This is a genomic window from Candidatus Pelagadaptatus aseana, from assembly GCF_040362265.1.
In the GTDB taxonomy this organism is placed as follows: Bacteria; Pseudomonadota; Gammaproteobacteria; order Pseudomonadales; family Cellvibrionaceae; genus Pelagadaptatus; species Pelagadaptatus aseana.
Genome location: NZ_BAABNJ010000010.1, coordinates 1 through 19,092, shown reverse-complemented (window position 1 = coordinate 19,092; position 19,092 = coordinate 1). Strand labels below are relative to the sequence as shown.

At 48.4% G+C, this 19,092-nt stretch carries 16 protein-coding genes; 4 read left to right on the top strand and 12 right to left on the bottom strand.

Going from position 1 to position 19,092, the window contains the following annotated elements:
- Position 1: 1 nt before the first annotated feature.
- Genes ACPXV9_RS14270 through ACPXV9_RS14260 form a run of 3 tightly spaced genes read left to right on the top strand, consistent with a single transcriptional unit; the run spans position 2 to position 2,983 of the window.
- On the top strand, positions 2–1,396 hold the full coding sequence (locus tag ACPXV9_RS14270) for a vWA domain-containing protein (RefSeq protein ID WP_423898386.1): 1,395 nt from the start codon (positions 2–4) through the stop codon (positions 1,394–1,396).
- A 24-nt stretch (positions 1,397–1,420) separates the two neighbouring features.
- On the top strand, positions 1,421–2,263 hold the full coding sequence (locus ACPXV9_RS14265) for a mechanosensitive ion channel family protein (RefSeq protein WP_423898384.1): 843 nt from the start codon (positions 1,421–1,423) through the stop codon (positions 2,261–2,263).
- A 6-nt stretch (positions 2,264–2,269) separates the two neighbouring features.
- Positions 2,270–2,983 carry an NUDIX hydrolase gene (locus ACPXV9_RS14260; protein WP_423898382.1) on the top strand — a complete coding sequence of 238 codons (714 nt, stop codon included), beginning with the start codon at positions 2,270–2,272 and terminating at the stop codon, positions 2,981–2,983.
- A gap of 63 nt (positions 2,984–3,046) precedes the next feature.
- On the opposite strand, the gene ACPXV9_RS14255 is transcribed toward ACPXV9_RS14260, so the two are convergent.
- The 12 genes from ACPXV9_RS14255 to ACPXV9_RS14200 form a co-directional block, all read right to left on the bottom strand.
- Positions 3,047–4,663, bottom strand: a complete 1,617-nt coding sequence (locus tag ACPXV9_RS14255) for an AMP-binding protein (protein WP_423898380.1) — start codon at positions 4,661–4,663, stop codon at positions 3,047–3,049.
- Positions 4,664–4,708: 45 nt separating this feature from the next.
- Positions 4,709–5,032 carry an SCP2 sterol-binding domain-containing protein gene (locus ACPXV9_RS14250; RefSeq protein ID WP_423898378.1) on the bottom strand — a complete coding sequence of 108 codons (324 nt, stop codon included), beginning with the start codon at positions 5,030–5,032 and terminating at the stop codon, positions 4,709–4,711.
- A 15-nt stretch (positions 5,033–5,047) separates the two neighbouring features.
- Complete coding sequence (locus ACPXV9_RS14245) at positions 5,048–6,832, bottom strand: acyl-CoA dehydrogenase C-terminal domain-containing protein (RefSeq protein WP_423898376.1); 1,785 nt, start codon at positions 6,830–6,832, stop codon at positions 5,048–5,050.
- 157 nt (positions 6,833–6,989) lie between these two features.
- Positions 6,990–8,036 (bottom strand): AraC family transcriptional regulator ligand-binding domain-containing protein, encoded by a 1,047-nt coding sequence (locus ACPXV9_RS14240; RefSeq protein WP_423898373.1) that lies wholly within the window; start codon positions 8,034–8,036, stop codon positions 6,990–6,992.
- 257 nt (positions 8,037–8,293) lie between these two features.
- A complete protein-coding gene (locus ACPXV9_RS14235; RefSeq protein WP_423898371.1) occupies positions 8,294–9,124 on the bottom strand; it encodes an HAD family hydrolase in 831 nt (276 codons plus the stop codon).
- Between the two features lie 42 nt (positions 9,125–9,166).
- Positions 9,167–9,592, bottom strand: a complete 426-nt coding sequence (locus ACPXV9_RS14230; RefSeq protein ID WP_423898369.1) for a hypothetical protein — start codon at positions 9,590–9,592, stop codon at positions 9,167–9,169.
- Between the two features lie 25 nt (positions 9,593–9,617).
- The gene (locus ACPXV9_RS14225; protein ID WP_423898650.1) at positions 9,618–10,193 is read right to left on the bottom strand and encodes a transglycosylase SLT domain-containing protein; all 576 of its coding nucleotides are present in this window, start codon (positions 10,191–10,193) and stop codon (positions 9,618–9,620) included.
- 20 nt (positions 10,194–10,213) lie between these two features.
- On the bottom strand, positions 10,214–12,259 hold the full coding sequence (gene ligA, locus ACPXV9_RS14220) for an NAD-dependent DNA ligase LigA (RefSeq protein ID WP_423898368.1): 2,046 nt from the start codon (positions 12,257–12,259) through the stop codon (positions 10,214–10,216).
- Between the two features lie 21 nt (positions 12,260–12,280).
- A complete protein-coding gene (zipA, locus tag ACPXV9_RS14215) occupies positions 12,281–13,291 on the bottom strand; it encodes a cell division protein ZipA (RefSeq protein WP_423898366.1) in 1,011 nt (336 codons plus the stop codon).
- 39 nt (positions 13,292–13,330) lie between these two features.
- Positions 13,331–16,840, bottom strand: a complete 3,510-nt coding sequence (smc, locus tag ACPXV9_RS14210) for a chromosome segregation protein SMC (RefSeq protein WP_423898364.1) — start codon at positions 16,838–16,840, stop codon at positions 13,331–13,333.
- Positions 16,841–17,041: 201 nt separating this feature from the next.
- On the bottom strand, positions 17,042–18,322 hold the full coding sequence (gene ccmI / locus ACPXV9_RS14205; protein ID WP_423898362.1) for a c-type cytochrome biogenesis protein CcmI: 1,281 nt from the start codon (positions 18,320–18,322) through the stop codon (positions 17,042–17,044).
- Positions 18,323–18,355: 33 nt separating this feature from the next.
- Positions 18,356–18,841, bottom strand: a complete 486-nt coding sequence (locus ACPXV9_RS14200; RefSeq protein ID WP_423898360.1) for a cytochrome c-type biogenesis protein — start codon at positions 18,839–18,841, stop codon at positions 18,356–18,358.
- 3 nt (positions 18,842–18,844) lie between these two features.
- Between ACPXV9_RS14200 and ACPXV9_RS14195 the strand changes: the two genes are divergently transcribed.
- On the top strand, positions 18,845–19,092 hold a 248-nt coding region (locus ACPXV9_RS14195; RefSeq protein ID WP_423898357.1), incomplete at its 3' end, for a hypothetical protein.

Sequence of the window (19,092 nt, the reverse complement as noted above, 5' to 3'; positions counted from 1 at the left end):
CATGCAAAAAGCATTAGGGGATTTTATTCACGCATTACGTCAGGCTGGCCTGCCCATATCCTCGGCCGAAACGCTGGATGCATTAAAGGCGGCTCAGCTTGTAGGCATTGAAAACCCAAAGGTGCTACGACACTCTCTGGGCATGACGCTGACCAAACGTCTGGAGCATCGCCTAATTTATGAACAGCTGTTTGATCAGTATTTTCTCAGTGTTACTGAAGACGAATCCAATCCAGATAATTTGAACACTGAACCCGATTCTCAAGGCTCTGCACCCGAAAGCTCTTCCCCACCTGCACAACAGACTGCAAACGATCAGACTCCAGCAGAGCTTTCCCAACCATTGCAATCCCCTCTGGCACAACAGTTGATGGACAATAATCCGGCAGCCCAACAAGTTATGATTGCCAGCAGTGCACCCGGGGCCGGTGCACAAAGTATGAGCCTGTTCACCCAGATACCCATGGTTTCATATCGAATAATGCAGACCCTGGGAGATCAGGAGCTACTGGCTGAACTGGCGGAAATCAGGGAGGACAATCCAAACCTTGCCGCCCTGCTTGAAGAGAGGCGAAGTAATCTTCAGCGTCAGGTCCGAGATTTCGTAGAGCAACAGTATTTGCTCTTTGGCCAGGGGGAACCGCAAAAACTTCGCGAAGATAACTTGCAGAAGATCAAGCTGACAAATATTGATCACAACAACCTGAAACTAATGACCGAGCTGGTACAAAAAGCCGCCAAAAAGCTCGCCAGCCTGCACAGCCGGCGTAGAAAAATCACCAAGCGAGGGTTGCTGGATGTGCGTCGTACCATCGCTGCCAATGCCGCTTACGATGGTTTTTTATTTCACACAAAGTGGAAATCTACCCGCATTGAGAAACCCAAGGTAATGGTAATTTGTGATGTCAGCGGCTCGGTTAGCCGGGTCGCGAGATTTCTGCTGTTGTTTTTATACAGCCTCCAGGATGTATTACCCAGAGTCAGATCGTTTGTTTTTTCTTCAGACATGGGTGAAGTCACCGAATTATTCGAGACTCAGGATATGGAAAGTGCCCTTGCCAAGGTAATGCAAGATTGGGCTAATATGCCAACAGATTACGGGTCTGCCCTGGCGACCTTTGAAGACCTCGCACTCAAAGATATAGATAATCGCACCACAGTCATCATGCTCGGAGATGCCAGAAACAATAATATCGACGGCAGAACCGACATTTGGCAGAAAGTTTATCAGCAAAGTCAGAGAGTCCTGTGGTTGAACCCTGAAAATAAATTCAGCTGGGACACGGGAGATTCTATAATGAGCGAATATGCCCCTTATTGCTCTCACGTAGAAACCTGTAACTCTCTTCGTGACCTGAACCGAATATTGGGTAGCGTTCTCAAGAATCATCGCTAAATAATTAATTGAAAGGATTGCCCCGTGGAACAAAATCTGGAAAACGAACTGGAACAAGCCGCTGCCATTTATCAAATGATCATAGAGTTTTTTGTGAATTACAGCTTCCAGATACTCGGGGCCATCATTATTCTGTTGATCGGCCTTTATGTAGCCAAGAAAGTCAGCAATCTTGTCGAGAAGCTGTGCACCAAAAAAGAGCTGGATATAACTCTGAGTAAATTTTTGGCCGCAACCGTCAAGATACTAATCATAGCCATGACCGCGATTATTGCTCTCGGCAAAATGGGTATAAGCGTCACGCCTTTCCTCGCAGCTGTCGGTGCAGTTTCTCTGGGTGCAGGTTTGGCCGTACAGGGGCTTCTGTCAAATTATGGCGCTGGATTTAATATCATTCTGACTCGCCCATTTGTTGTCGGCGACACCATCAGCGTTCAAGGTGTTACTGGCCAGGTAAAAGATGTACATCTGGCCTATACAGTCTTAAGCAATGAAGATGACATAGAGATTACTATCCCTAACAAGCATATAGTTGGTGAAATTCTGCACAACTCATTTGAAAACACTTTGGCCGAGCTCAGTATTGGCATTGCTTACAGTGAAGATCCGGAAAAATCCATTGGCCTTATTCGTAACACACTGTCTTCAAATGAAAAACTCTGTCAGGACAAACAGCCGCAGGTTGGTATCGAGAGCTTTGGCGACAGCAGTATTAACCTTGGTATTCGAGTCTGGCTTCCGACCAACCAATACTACCAACAGCTTTATATGGTCAATCAATCCATATACAAAGTATTAAAAGATAATAACGTTGATATCCCTTTCCCACAGAGGGAAATCACCATTCTCAACAACAAACAACAATAACTATCCATGAGTGACTTTTTCAAAACGGCAAAAAATACAACTTCTGATCAGGCACCTCCAGCAGCACCGGCGGCAACCGTTATTCTCTTGCGCGAGGCGAGTGAATCATTTGAGGTCTTACTGTTATTAAGGGCAAAAGCCATTCAATTTGCAGGCGGCAACTGGGTATTCCCGGGTGGCCGCATTGATCCAGCTGACTATAAAAGTAACCCCGATGATGAAATCGCAGCGGCAAGAGTAGCTGCCGCAAGAGAGAGTTCTGAAGAGGCCGGTCTAACCCTTAACTCTGAAGAATTCTCATTCTTTTCACATTGGACTACACCACTGATAGAAAAGAAGCGTTTCTCAACCTGGTTCCTATGGAGTGAGATCTCTCGTGATCAAAGCATTGTTGTCGATGAAGGTGAAATAGTGGACCACCTCTGGGTTACCCCTTCCGATGCTATACAAATGATGAGACGCAAGGAAATCAAGATTCTTCCACCCACCTTTTTGACGCTTTATGAACTTGCTCAGTGCTCAAATATTGATGATGTACAAACAATGACATCATCCAGAGAGCTGCCAAGATACTTCCCCAATCTTGTATTACATGAAAAAACACCGGGAATACTTCTCGAAAACGATAGTGGCTATGATTCAGGCGATATGGACCATAATGGTGTAAAGCAGCGTGTCATTATGGGCAAAAGCGGATGGGAATTTATCGACGAAACATAATGCAGGCATAAAAAAGCCCCGCAGGATTTGCAGGGCTATTTTTATGGCAGAGGATCAGATCAGTTATGCATTTTCTGCATCACGAAGCTCACGACGAAGGATCTTTCCTACATTCGATTTGGGCAGATCTTCCATAAATTGAATCTGCTTAGGCACTTTATAAGCAGTCAATTGCTTACGAGCAAATTCGATCACTTCCTCTTTGGTCAAATTTTCATCTGATTTAACCAAAAACAATTTAACAGCTTCGCCGGTTTTGGCATCTTCAACACCAATTGCAGCAGCTTCCAAAACACCGGGATGCTTGCAGATTTCATCTTCGATCTCATTGGGATAGACGTTAAAACCAGAGACGATAATCATATCTTTCTTACGGTCGACAATTTTCAAATAACCATCTTCGGTAATCACACCCATATCACCAGTATCAAGCCAGCCATCCTCTGAAAGAATCTCAGCGGTAGCTTCCGGGCGCTTCCAATAACCCTTCATAACCTGAGGGCCGCGAACCAGCAACTCACCTGACTCTCCAGTAGGAACTTCATTGCCTTCAGCGTCTACAATCTTGATTTCGGTATCCTTCACCGGAATACCAACACTGCCAAGCTTGATCGCATTGGGGGGATTAGAAGTAACAACAGGCGAAGTTTCAGTCATTCCATAGCCTTCACTGACTTCACAACCGGTCACTGACTTCCAAAGTTCAGCCACATCACTGGTCAGCGCCATACCGCCAGAATTTGTCAGCTTCAACTTAGAAAAATCAAGGGCTTTAAAAGGCTCGTGATGACATAACCCATTAAAAAGAGTATTCAGGCCAACAAAACCGGTGATTTGATATGGTTTCATTGCAGTAACAATGCTGTCCAAATCTCTAGGGTTCGGAATCAGGATGTTATGACAACCATTTACAGCCATTGCCATGCAGTGAGCTGTAAATGCATAGATATGGTAAAGGGGTAATGGCGCAATCAAGATTTCTTTACCGACCTCAAGTACATCCAAACGGTCAGCTACCTGATTCATATTTGCAACCAAATTACCATGGGTCAACATGGCACCCTTGGCAACTCCCGTTGTACCACCGGTATACTGTAAAACCGCTACATCTTCGGCAGTACGCTCAACCGGCGTAAAATTTTGCTTAGAGCCCTTGGCAAGCGCAGACTTAAATGAAATCTGATTCTTAAAGTGAAACTTTGGAACCAATTTTTTAACATGCTTGGCTACGGCATTGATAATCAATCCCTTGGGGAAACCATGTAAATCCCCTACTTCAGTAACAATCACTTGCTCTACTGGAGTTTCATCAATAATTTCTGCCGCAGTTTCAGCGATGTTTGCCAAAACAATCAGAGCCTTGGCTCCGGAGTCATTAAGTTGGTGCTTGACTTCACGAGTAGTATACAAAGGATTGGTATTAACCAGTGTCATACCTGCACGCAGTACACCGTAAATAACAACCGGATACTGAAGGATGTTCGGCAGCTGAACCGCCACTGCATCACCCTCTTTCAAGCCAGTATGATTTTGCAAGTAGCTGGCAAATTGGGCACTGAGGCGATCAATTTCACCATAGGTCAGGGTTTTTCCCAAAGCGGTAAATGCCGGTTTATCCGAATAAGCTTTAAACGCAGCCTGAAAAGCTTCAGGAGCTGTTGTCATATTATTAGTATCCATTGCTATTCCGTATTATTGCGATTGAGTCTGGGTAAAATAATCTTATTAATTGGAGCAGTGAGGGAAAAGCTCCAACATTTTTTTGGCCAATCTCAAGTCGCCATCGACCTTTACTTGACCAAATGCAAAAGCTTGAGCGCCATCGAGTTCTCCATTCAATACGGATAGCAGAGTCGCCTGATTCAAAATCAAAGTAACATCCGCAGAATCATGGAGACCCGGAAAGTATTTGCACTCCCCGTTGCTGATAACTTGATAATAGTCACCACCATCGGAAATCAAGAGCTGAAAGATAGCTGAAAAGCCATTAGCCGCTTCTCGATCGAAGCGGCCTTTGGCTTTCTCAAAACTCTCTTTTATATGATTCATGAGTTCTAACTGAACTTAGAATGCAAAAGCTTCAGCGTCCATAGACATCAGGCTATCGGCACCAGAAGTCATGGTTTCTGCCAGTGATGTAGTACGTGGCAGAATACGCGCATAGTAGAACTGAGCGGTTTGCAGCTTGGCCTTGTAGAAAGCCTCATCACCTTCACCCGCATCCAGTTTTTCCTGAGCTTTCTGAGCAGCTGCAGCCCAGAAGTAAGCCAAAGCCATATAACCGGAGTACATCAGGTAATCAACGGAAGCCGCGCCCACTTCTTCTGGGTCATTCATGGCGGCCATACCAATCTTCATGGTCAGATCACCCCAGTTTTTGTTCATTTCAGCCAATTTGGCAACAAATGGATTGCTTTCATTGGCCTGACAGAACTTGTGAATCTCTTTAGTGAAAGGCTTCATGATTTCACCTTGGGTCATCAGAACCTTACGACCCAGCAAATCCAACGCCTGAATACCGGTTGTACCTTCATACAACATAGAAATACGACAATCGCGAACATTCTGCTCAGCACCCCACTCGGAGATAAAGCCGTGACCACCGAAACACTGCAGACCATGGTTAGCAGACTCAAAGCCCACCTCGGTCAGGAAAGCCTTGGCAATAGGCGTCAGGAAAGCCAATTTGCCATCGGCTTCTTTAGCAAGCTCTTCATCGCCAGACTCAATCAGGTCGACCAACTTGGCACAGTAGGTTATCATCATACGGCCACCTTCAGCAAACGCTTTCTGGGTCAGCAACATACGACGTACATCGGGGTGCACAATAATAGGATCAGCAGGACCTTCAGGATTCTTGGCGCCACTCAATGCACGCATCTGCAAACGATCACGAGCGTAATCCAAAGACTTCTGAAAGCCCATTTCGGCGTGAGCAACACCCTGCATCGCAGTACCCAGACGAGCAGTATTCATAAAGGTGAACATACAGTTCAGACCACGATTGGGAGGACCAATCAAGAAACCTTTGGCATTATCAAAGTTCATTACACAAGTAGAGTTACCGTGGATACCCATCTTGTGCTCGATAGAACCGCAGCTCACACCATTGCGATCAATGATGGTCCCATCTTCGTTTACGTTCATCTTTGGAACAATAAACAGGGAAATACCTTTGGTACCAGAAGGCGCATCTGGAAGACGGGCCAGTACGATATGAACAATGTTATCCACCATGTCGTGCTCACCGGCGGAAATAAAGATTTTAGTACCGGAAACAGAGTAGGAACCATCAGCGTTTGGCTCAGCTTTGGTACGTAGCATACCCAAATCAGTACCGCAGTGAGGCTCAGTCAAGCACATGGTACCAGTCCACTCACCGCTAATGAGCTTGGTCAGGTAGGTTTCTTTCTGCTGCTCAGTACCATGCTCAGCAATGGTATTCATGGCACCGTGGGACAGACCAGGGTACATGCCCCAAGACCAGTTGGCAGTACCAGACATCTCGGTTAAAACCTGACCCAGAGAAGGTGGCAGACCTTGACCACCGTGTTCAACATCGTGAGTCATTGAAGGCCAACCAGCCTCTACGTATTGCTGATAGGCTTCTTTAAAACCAGTAGGTGTTTTAACTTCACCGTCTACCCAAGTACAACCTTCCTGATCACCTACTTGGTTCAGGGGGGCTACAACATTTTCAAAAAACTTGGCGCCCTCATCGAGGATCGCATTAGCAAGATCAGCAGTAGTTTCAGCAAATTTTGGAACCGACTGCCAGTGCTGTTCATAATCAAACAGCTCAAACAGGTTGAATTGGATATCACGCATTGGCACTTTGTAATCAGCCATTCTTATAACCTCACTATTACGAAATTAGGTGTTTTTTCAACGCTGGTAAGGTTCTAAGTTTTCGCAATTTGCCTCAATGGTAAATTTGACTAGATACAGTGGTAAATACGACTAGAGAATGACCAAGAAAGACAACATGGTCACAAAAGCCCAAAGGCTACTCGGCCATTTGTTTGCGGTATTCACCGGGTGTTAAGCCTGTCCATTTCTTGAAGGCGCGAAAAAAAGCACTTGGTTCATCAAATCCTAGCTTTTCCGCAATATTAGAATTGGTCAAATCGGGTAGATTTAAGTAGTGAATAGCAGCCTCAAGTCGGCATTCGTCCTTGATTTTTTGAAATGAAGTATCCTCTTGCTGCAAGCGACGTCGCAGCGTTGTCAAGGATAGGTTCAACTGCGAGGCAACGGCTTCGGCCCCAGGCATAGAATAACTGACGTCCTTTGAGAGAATCGTGCGCACCTTGTTGGATAACGTACTCTTAGCCGATTCACGAATGACCAGATGGTAGGGAGCCATACGCAGAAAGTCGTCCAGTGACTTAGAGCTTTGAACGATTTTCGATTCAAGGTATTCACTTTTAAATTCGAAGCCATTGTAGGGTTGATCGAAACGAATGGCCGCAGGATAGGTTTCGGCCAGCTCGCGAAAAGAATCAGGACAGGAGAAACTGAAAGAAATACTCTCCAAGGGTATTTCCTGCCCCGTCAACCAGCAATTGAAACGGTGCCATACTGCCAACGAAGTCCGTATCTTGTCAGCGTTATCGATAACCATCAGTTTTTCAAAATCTTCTTGCGACAACAGCCGGATTGGGACCATCTGGGTACGCGCAAGGCCATTGTCCAAAATCTCGATTTTTGGACGTGTCAAAAAGCCGCGGCAGATTTCACTGAACTCGCCTGCACGCATGGCAGCCTGATACAGATCGTCGCAGTGTATAACGCTTAAGCACATAAGCCGAAACGAGCCCAGCTGAACCCGGCCGCCGCTCATCATACCGAAGCATTCATCCTGAACGACCAGCATTACCTTCTGATAGAGTTGGCCGTACTTTACCGAGGAAAACTGCCGTGAATCGTTAATTTCATCGCGATCGATATCCAGCTCTCGAAGCATGGTATCGACATCACACCCCTGCTCTTCTGCCGCAGACAGTAAAGAGCGAACGTATTCAGAGGAAATAAAACTATCGTTTACAGTCATAAGTCTCGTTTAACCGACCACTTTAATCTTTAAAACGCTTTGTCATTCGACGTCCCAGTTTCAACAACAGCATAAACAAGGCTGCTGCCACAACCAGTGAGGCCATCAAGAACAATGACAACCATAAAATACTGGTTATGTCTGATACGGGAACCCCCCAGGCAAAAATAGCTGCACCAATAAAAGCCAGACACGCCAACAAGCTTAGAACAACTGTCCGAGAGCTGCTTTTTAAAACGACCATTTGTTTTATCCGTTTACCCGTCTTGCGTGATCATTTCCAAAACGTGTGCGACTCCATCATCCCACACCGGCAGGGTTACCAAATCAGCCACCTGCTTCACCTGATCCGAAGCATTACCCATGGCGACCCCGGTACCGGCCAGTGATAAAAATTGCATATCTGATTGCGCATCCCCAAACGCCAGCACCTGATCAGGGCGGGCGTCATAATACTTGAGTAACTGCAAAAAAGCCTGTTTTTTACAGGCTTGATCTGAAATCACACTAACAAACAACCAGTCAGGCTCTTCTGCAAGATGGGCATAGGCGAAAATAAGATGTGGAAATTGCTCTTCAAGCGCCTGTAATAGTTGATGCTGGTCAGGCTCAGTTACTGCCAGTAATAACTTGATAACAGGGTCATCAGGCATGTCATCAAAACAGCCTACAATTGGATTGCATCTGAGATGATGACTGTGTTTAGCGGCGATAGGGTGAGGACCCTCTATATAAAAGTGATCTCGGGTGTATATTTCAGTATAGATACCATGAGACTTGGCAACCGCCAGCAAACTGGCTATTTCCTCATTGCCAAGAGCGTGCTGGCTCAGTGTAATCGCCCGAGAGGGATCGTAAACCAAAGCGCCGGTGTAAAATACTCCTGCATCAACAAGCCCTAGATCGTCGATCAGAAATTCGGTTGCGAACATAGGCCGCCCCGACGCAATGGCTGTCTTCAACCCTTTATCCCTGGCGCACCACAAGGCATTCTTTAAACGCTGAGTGTACTCGCCGTTAAACCCCAACAGAGTGCCATCGACATCAAAAAAAGCGACCCGAAAGTCACGATTTTCCAACTGCTCCATGGGGTCTATAGTCACAATAATCTATTACCGAAATGATCAAACTCAGAATGATAACGCCCCTTCGTGGCTCCATTCGCACCTTACTTGCATATCACCTGAACCGGGCTCATGGCTATTGGCGGTGGATTCCCAGGTAAAGGTATGCGTGCCGGACAACTCAGTTTCAAGGTGGACCGTGGCAGACACCCAATACATTTGGCTTAGTAGCTCTTCAAACTTGTTGATCCATTGATCCCATTCATACTCAACGGCTTTATAGGACGCACCAAAGTGCATCACGTCAGTCTGATAGTTTTCACCCCGCCCCTCCTTGCTGGGCAAAGAAAACATTTCCTGACACAAAAATGGCCATTCATCAGCTTTAGGAAGAGACATCATGGCATTACGATTTGCACTTCTGCGCAGGGTATCACTGCCCTGTAAAGTGGCATCTTTAATACAACCGTAAACAATAGACTCCTGATCCATACTTCCCCCAATGCTCAGAAAATAGTTAAAAAAACCACCACCCGGTACTTTCCAGCCTTTTTTGGCAACCATTCAACTGGCGCTGATAAGTATTGGCTTTAGCGGATACTTTTTTGGCCACCTGTTTAAGCCAGCCTTTATTTTTATAGGTACGACGGTTAAAGCCACCATGACCTTCATGGTAGGCAAGGTATAGATGATAGGTATCGTTGCGTTTGATGTGGCTCTTACTTTCACTCAAAGAGTTGTACCAGCCAATAAAGTCAATGGCGTCTTCAAACTTATCTCTGTCCGCACCCCAATTACCCGTCTTGTCGATATACCAGTCCCAGGTATTGTCCTTCGCTTGGGAAAAGCCGTATGCATCGCTTTTTCGTGGGCCCGGGATAACCCATAGAATTTTGGTTCTGGGTGGCTTGGCCTTAGGTCGAAAACGAGATTCCTGATGCATAATAGCCATCATCACCGGTATCGAAGAGCCCCATTTTTTCTGCGCGTCTTTAGCGTCATCATACCAACCATCTTTCTCATCAAAAATGTGGCAAATATTGTCGACGTGCGTGGGAGGGCTGGTCACACACCCCGCCAGTATCAACGTCATAAAACCGAGCAGCAGGACCCTCACTGAATATCTCCGGCAAAACTTGCTGGGTCCGCCAGTAATTGCTGCAACCCTTGTTCATCCAGAATACGAATACCCAACTCTTCGGCTTTGGATCTTTTGGAGCCCGCCTTTTCGCCAGCAATCAGGCAATGAGTTTTGGCTGACACGCTACCAGCAACCTTGGCTCCCAGCTCTTGTAATTTTTCTTTGGCCTCACTGCGTCCCATGGTTTCCAAGGTGCCGGTGATTACAAATGTCAGATTCTGTAATGGTTCTTCGGCTTCACTGACTTCAATATCCGCCCAGTGAACGCCTTTCTGCCTCAAGTTCTCAATGACATCCAGATTTTCAGATTGCTGGAAGAATTCCTGAACAAAATGAGCCACAACCGGCCCGACATCCGCTACTTCCTGCAAGTCTTCAACTGTAGCCGACATCAGCAACTCAATACTGCCAAAGTGCTTGGCCAAATTCCTGGCAGTGGCCTCACCCACCTCGCGTATGCCAAGAGAGTAAAGGAAGCGATCCAACTGAGTATGTTTCGATGCTTCAAGCCCGCGCAGCAAATTATCTGCCGACTTCTGCCCCATTCTTTCAAGCTCGGACAATTGCTCTAAGGAAAGATCGTAAAGGTCTGACACTGAGTGAATAAGCCCTTCATCCACCAACTGCTCCACCAATTTATCACCGATACCATCCACATCCATGGCTTTACGAGAAACAAAATGTTTGATGGCCTCTTTTCTTTGAGCACCGCAAATCAACCCTCCACTGCAACGGGCCACAGCCTCACCGGCAATCACTTCAACGGGTGATTCACAAACCGGACAATGCTCCGGAAACTCAATGATACGGGCGTCGGCTGGGCGCTTTGATTTTACGACTGAAACCACCTGGGGTATCACATCCCCGGCTCTGCGAATAATCACGGTATCATTGATGCGAACACCCAGCCGCTCCATCTCGTCGCGGTTATGCAAGGTCGCGTTGGATACGGTAACACCGCCGACAAAAACCGGATTTAAGCGCGCTACCGGAGTCACAGCACCGGTTCGTCCCACCTGAAATTCCACATCCACAAGTTTGGTCATTTCTTCCTGTGCTGGAAATTTATAGGCAATCGCCCAACGAGGTGCTCTGGAGACAAAACCCAGTCGTTCCTGTAACTGCAGGTCATCGACTTTGAATACAATGCCGTCAATTTCATAATCCAGTTGATCGCGCTTGTCACCGATTTGAGAGTAATACTCAATGCACTCGTCAATGCCTTTAGCAACGCGCATCTCCGGATTGATCTTAAAACCCCACTGATGCAGTGCGTGCAGTACGTTGCTGTGCTCACCCGGTAATTCCCCACCTTCAACCCAGCCAACACTGTAGGCGCACATTTCAAGAGGTCTGGACGCGGTGATTTTTGAATCGAGTTGTCGCAGACTTCCCGCGGCCGCATTTCTCGGGTTCACAAAAGGTTTGTCACCCTTGGCTTTAACACTTTTATTCAAAGCATCAAAGCCTGCTTTAGGCATATAGATTTCGCCTCGAACTTCAAGAGTCTGGGGATAACCCTCACCCAACAATTTGAGTGGAATGGAAGGAATAGTCCGGACATTAAGCGTAATATCCTCACCGGTAGAACCGTCACCTCGAGTTGCACCACGTTGCAGAAGCCCATCAACATAAAGCAGACTGACAGCAATACCATCTAGCTTTGGCTCGCAGGCATAGTCTAAGGTTTTAATGTTTCCACCGAGACGCTCTAACAGACGCTGATTAAAGCTTTGCAGATCATCGTCATTGAACGCATTATCCAGCGACAACATCGGTATTTCATGGCGCACCTGGGAAAAGACGCTCAGGGGTGCCTCTCCGACTCTCCGGGTCGGAGAGTCATCGGTCACCATCTCAGGGTGATCCGCTTCCAGATGCTTTAATTCTTGAAAAAGGCGATCGTACTCACTGTCGGGCATGGTGGGATCGTCTAAAACATAGTAGCGATAGTTGTGATAGTTGAGTTGCTGGCGCAACTCATCGATACGCTGGTGGGTAGAATGACTGACGGACATAAAAAACTATACACCACCTGCTCAGGTTAATTTCTTGCGTTCAAACTCGCGAATACGCTCTCGACAGTGCTCCAGAGTCTGGGCTGTCATCACACTGCGATTTTCATCCTTGAGCTCACCACCCAGGCGGGCAGCCAGTATTTGTGCTGTATCAGCCATACAATTAAAAGCGTCCATGGCACTGCTACCCAAAGGCAAGCTCAAAAACAGGCTGATGCCCGGCGTTTCAAAGTTGGCCATATCATTGAGGTCAAAAGTCCCGGGAACCACCATGTTCACCATGCTGAACATTACCGGACCTTCGCCATCTTCGTGAACGTGGCGATGAAAAATTTTCATTTCGCCAAAACGCATGCCACATTCGAGCAGACAATCCAGAAGCGCTTCGCCATTGAAACGGGTTCCAGGTATCGCCATCACATTGATGATAAGCACTTCTTCTGCCTGCGCTGCACCTTCCTCTTGAGAAGCTACCGGCTTTGGCGCCTCATCCACTGCAGGAGGTTGAGCTTCTGCAACATCGCCAGCTAATGGCGCCTCGTTATCTCCAGAGACAGAATCGTGACTCCCAGTCCCTACGGTAATGGTTTCATCAGTACCCAGCTCTCGCTCCAGGGCATCCAAAACCGGCTCTTTACGCTCCACTTCACGGGCTTGCGAAACATCACCAGCAAAAGCCTCTTCAACGGCTTCCATCAGCATTGGTACTTCTTCTAGGTTGAGAGATACCTGCTCAGGGATCTGATTTTTTAAAGACGGTGCACGTGTCTGGGCAAACGAGTCTTTGACAGACTGAGTCAATTGACGAGCCTCTTCATCACCCCGCTCTTCACCCACCACTCTGGCGCCACCATTTGGCAACTCACTGCCATACTCCATCAGTTCTTCGCGCTCTGTTTCCTTGTGCATGCTCAGGGACATTTTGATGGATTCCTGCCGTGATTGACGAACCCGTCGCCAGCCGTCGAGCAGTACCCCGACAATCAGCAAAATAATGATTACTGTTAGCCACTCACGCATTCCAAAGTCCATTGGTTTTCGAACCCCTAACCTATCAGCTCCAGATTACAATCAACTGGCAGCCAGCTCGGCTGCTTCCTCAACATCCACGGTCACCAGTCTCGACACACCTGGCTCGTGCATGGTTACCCCAAGTAATTGATGGGCCATTTCCATCGCGATCTTGTTGTGGGTAATGTAAATAAACTGCACATGCTCCGACATCTGTTCAACCATGCGTGCATATCGACCCACATTGGCATCATCCAGCGGTGCATCCACCTCATCAAGCATACAAAAGGGAGCTGGATTCAATCGGAAAATTGAGAATACCAGCGCAATTGCCGTGAGGGCTTTTTCACCACCAGAAAGCAGATGAATGGTGCTGTTACGCTTGCCTGGAGGACGGGCCATAATGGCAATACCCGTATCGAGCAGGTCTTCACCGGTCAACTCCAGATAGGCGTGGCCGCCACCAAATACTTTCGGAAACAACTCCTGCAAACCGCTATTGACCTGATCGAAGGTTTCTTTGAATCGTGTCCGGGTCTCACGGTCAATTTTCTTGATGGCATTTTCCAGAGTTGTTAAAGCATCTATCAGATCATCGTTTTGCGCATCCAGATAGTTCTTGCGCTCAGACTCTGTTTTATATTCATCAATCGCCGCAAGGTTGATGGGCCCCAGTCGGGTAATCCGATTGGCAATTCGCTCAAGCTCTTCTTCCATTGGCTGCTCAGTGGCATCCTCGGGCAATTGCTCAAGCAGTGTCGGCAAATGGAAATTGTCCTCTTCCAGCTGCTCCTGCAAACTTTTGCGCTGTACTTCAAATGTTTGTGCGGCGAGACGTTCCTGCTCGAGTCGACTGCGAACATTCTGCACATCCTGCTCAATTCGATGGCGCTCCTGCTCTGCCTTGCGCAAATCATGCTCAACTCGCTCAACCTCACGACGGGCCTCGGCCAGCTCAGACTCAACACTCAAGCGTTTCTCAAGCAGGGCTTCCAACTCAAGCTTGTGCTCTTCTACCGGATTCTGTTGATCCTCAAGACTGTCTCTGAGTGTTTCACGACGGCTGCTCAAGCGCTCGATCTGCTCTTCGAGTCGAACCAGTCCCGCGCGCATGGATTCCAGCTGTGTCTTCACGCTCTGGTGGCGCATGGCCAGCTGATGACCACGGTCTTTGTCATGGCGAGCGCGCTGGCGGGCATCATCGAGTTTGGCACGAATATCATCGCGCTGAGTCAATAATTCTTCGCGCTTTTCGGTATCCATTTCCATGGCTTCAATGGATTCCTGCAGAATGGCTCTGGCTTCTGCCAGATTTTCCGCTTCTTGCTGCCCCTGTTCTTTGGCTTCCTCGATCTCACCTTCAACCCGCTCACGACGAACCAGAACCTGCTCAACACGGACTTTCTTGGCGCTAAGCTGGGAAAGAAGCTCTGCGTGTTTGCGGTTCTGATCGTTATTGTCGCGGCGAAGACTTTCACGCTGCTCTTCTAGTTGCTTGATGCGCTCCTGATCGGACGCCAGTGCCTCACTGAGCTCATCAATACGCGACTCAGCGGTCTCAATATCAGCCAACAGGGATTCCAGTTCGCTCTTGCGGGCAATCACACCGTAGCTGGCGTCTGTATCCCGGGCGACGCGCAACCAGTTGGCACCGAGCCAAATGCCATCTTTTGTCACCACAGATTCGCCGGCATCCAGTTGCGGACGCAGAGATAAGGCCTCGCTGAGATTTTCGACGGCATAAACACCCGCCAACTGAGCATCCAAGGCAATATCTGAATGAACTTTGCTCAGCAATAAAGTAGCTTTTTCAGAAGTTAACGGGGCAGATGCCACCGCACTGTCAAGCAACGCTATTTCACCCTGCTCCAGTTCGCCCAATAACTGGGCCGCCACATCAAACTCGTCGGTGCAAACCGCCTGTAAAGCATTACCCAGAGCCGTTTCAACCGCCTGTTCCCATCCGGATTCTACTTCCAGAGATTGAGCCAGGCGCGGCTTATCCGCAAGGCCACTGGTTGCCAACCAGTCTGAAACAGCCCCACTCTGCTCACCCAGAGCAGCCTGCTGCAGAGCCTCGAGGGAAGCCCTGCGACCTTTCATCCCCTGCAATTCACTTCGGGCACTATCCAATGCCTCCGATGACGCCTGAACGCCTTCACGGAGCGTGTCTATATCACCGGTAATCGTCTCAATCTGTTCGGTTTTCTCAGCCAGAACCAAGTCCACTTCGGCCAGCTGCTCATTAAGCTCATCGATTTCTTCGGTTTCTTCGCCGGCAACCAGATTGGACTTTTCGTCTTCCAGCTTTTTGATGCGATCCAGTAATCGGGATTGAACCTGTTCCAGATGCTGGATTCTGGATTGTTGTACTTCGGCCTTCTGTCGAGGCTCGGCTGCAGAGTGGTTAAAGTCATCCCAGGCCTGTTGCCAGGTTTGCATGGCATCTTCGGCAAACTGTAACGCCTCGCCGGAATCCTCTTCCGCCTCCTGGATCATTTCCAGTTCAGGCTCCATCTCCAGCAACTCCGATTCCCAGGCTTCCGCCTTGTCGCGATCGAGTTGCAGATGCTCTTCCGCTTCTTTGTAATCGCGTTCAGTCTGTTCCAGATCTATCTGTAACTGGCGACTGCGCTCCTGAGTATGCTGAATGCTTTGCTCAATTCGTGCGATGTCAGAACCAACGGCGTAAAAGCGCCCCTGGATATCATTCATTTTATCGCCGCGTTCAGTATGCTCAGTGCGATACTTTTCAATGTTGGCGTCGTGATGCAGCTGATCACTGACGAAGGACTCCACCTGCAGTTCAAGCTCGGTAATGGCATCTTTGCGGCCATTGGCCTTGTCATCGAGCAACTTGAAGCGTAAAGCCTGCAGTTGAGCCTTGAGCAGGCGCTCTTCTTTCTTGAATTCTGTGTATTTTTCAGCGGCTGCGGCCTGGCGTTGCAAACGTGAAAGCTGTCTTTCCAGCTCTTCACGGATATCTGTCAGTCGCTCCAGGTTCTCCTGGGTCCGACGCATCCGGTTTTCCGTATCCCGGCGACGCTCTTTGTACTTGGAAATACCCGCGGCTTCTTCAATATATACACGCAATTCTTCAGGCTTGGCCTCGATCAGGCGCGAAATCATGCCCTGTTCGATAATGGCGTAACTGCGCGGCCCAAGGCCGGTACCCAGAAATATATCGGTGATGTCACGACGGCGGCACTTGGTGCCATTGAGGTAATAACTGTTCTGGCTGTCTCTGGTTACCTTGCGCTTGACAGAGATTTCGGAAAAGCCCGCATATTCGCCAACCAAAGTGCCATCACTGTTGTCAAAAACCAGCTCAATAGAGGCCTGACCAACGGGCTTACGCCCTCCTGAGCCATTAAAAATGACGTCGGTCATGGACTCACCACGGAGGTTTTTTGCCGAGGATTCACCCATCACCCAACGCACGGCGTCAATGATATTGGATTTGCCACAACCATTGGGGCCAACCACTGCCCCCAAATTGCTGGGAAAATGAACCGTTGTCGGATCAACAAACGATTTAAAACCAGCCAACTTAATACACTTTAGGCGCATAGAAATGCTTCACTCAAAATAGATAACATCTTGATTTTTTATGTTTTTTTCAAACAGAGAAGACAGAAGATCACTCACCAGAGCCGGCTCCATCCCTGTGCCTGCAGCCGCCTCTCCGCCTCGTAATCGAGGCTGCAAAAGACGGAGCAAAAAACTCGCAAGGAGGGAATTCTACCGGCAAATCGGAGGTTTTAAAACGCCTTATGGAAGCTGCTTTTCAACGATCATGGAAACAGGTTCAGACACCTCGGAAAGCACAATCGGGCCAACCGAGACTTGCCAGTCACCGGACTGAGGCATGGCACCGCCACTTTTGGAAATACGCGCCACCAATTCCAGCTTTTCAACCGTGGCAATATTAATGCCGGGCATCATCGACATGGTCTCATCCAGCGTTACCCGACGGGGCAACTCGGATGCAGGAAACCGACTGATTGCCAAAGGCATGCGACCACCCCATTCCCGAGCATAAACCAGAGCAACCGCACCCTGATCGATATCAACGCCCTCAGCCAGATCAACAGTGACCGTCACACGCGACAGATCAGAAGCATCGGACTCCACAGTATCCGCAGCAACATCTGCTGCAGACTGCCCCTGCGCCACAGAATCGTCATCGGCCAATCTGGCCCTGGCGCGCTCTATTCCAGCCTCCATACCAGCAATAACCGGGGAATTGTGAGGCATCCCGGCAATGGCCTTTTGCCAGAACTCTATGGCCTGCTGAAATCGGCCCTTTTCATAGGCCTCTACTCCCGCCAACCCCAAAGCGGTTGTCTCATTGCCATTTAATTCCAGCGCCTTGGCGATCAACATACTCACTTCCGGCGTCACCTGATTACCGGAAGCCAGAAACACCACCTGCGCCAACTCGGCTATAAGTCGAGGATCATTCTGCTGAGTGGTCTGCAGCAACACCGTGTATTGCTCAACCGCCACACCGTAGCGCCCGGATTCCGCCGCCAGCCGCGCCAGCAGATAGCGATTCTCAGATTGATCCCCCGAACCCTCGACCCTGTCCGCCAGCGCCTGAATCAATTCCTCAGTCAAAGTCGGATCCATCGGATCGCCACCCTGAAAGGCATTCATGGATTGAGCGTAGCGCTGCTCCAGCATCCCCTGGATGGCGACATCCGCCATGGAACCACGCTGCAAGTAGAAAATTGCAGAACCCAACATGACCAGAGCCGCAAACACCAGTAAAGGCCAACGACTGCCCGAACTGACACTGACCTGCTGATTATCAGCATCCTGCAGCAAGCCTTGTTGCAGCTCGGCATTTAACTGATCAAATTCAGCTTGGGAGATCTCTCCGGAATCAAGCTGTGACTGAAGCTCAGCGCGATTTTCATTAAAGAGATCCAGCAGAAACCCACCCTGCTCCTCAGAGCCACTCCCCCTGCCTCGCCCCAAAGCCGGCCAGACAACAAAAAAAGCAGCAACACACATCAAAACAGCGGCAATTGGCCAAAACTGAGACATTTATTCTTTCCCGAGAAAATTAAATAGACGAAATTATTGTTGATTACGACGCTTGTCCGCCGCATCCAGAAGGTCCTGAAGGCGCCCTTGATCTTTATCGGACTGCTTTTCACCAGCCGCCTGTATTTTGGATCGGCGCTGACGCACAACCAGAAAAGCCACCAGCCAGCCAACGGCCATCAACACCACCGGCAAACCCCACAACATATAGGTATTTTTCTTCAACTGGGGCCGATAGAGAACGTAATCACCGTAGCGATTAACCATAAAATCGGTTATCTCTTTATCAGACCGGCCATCTTTGAGCATCCGATAAAGTTCACGGCGCAAATCCTGTGCAATGGGGGAATCAGATCCCGCCAAATTCTGGTTTTGACACTTTGGGCAACGCATTTCATCAATAAACGACAAATAACGCTGCCGCTCCACCTCGTCTTCAAACTCATAGACATCGATGACGGCCTGAGCAGATGCCCCCATCAAAAACAACATAAAAAAAGCGGACAGAATTCGAATCACAATATGTTTATCCGTGCAGCGGTGAATATTTCGGCGGCTGAGTATAACAGAGCCATTATTAAAAGAGACGCCATTACCAACAAACCTGTCACCACTTATACCTGCGAAAAAACGAGAAAGATCAGAAAAATAGATGATTGCCGGCAAACAAAAGAGACAAAAACAAAAAAAGCCGCACTAGGCGACTTTTTTATAGATGGCGGACCGGACGGGACTCGAACCCGCGACCCCCGGCGTGACAGGCCGGTATT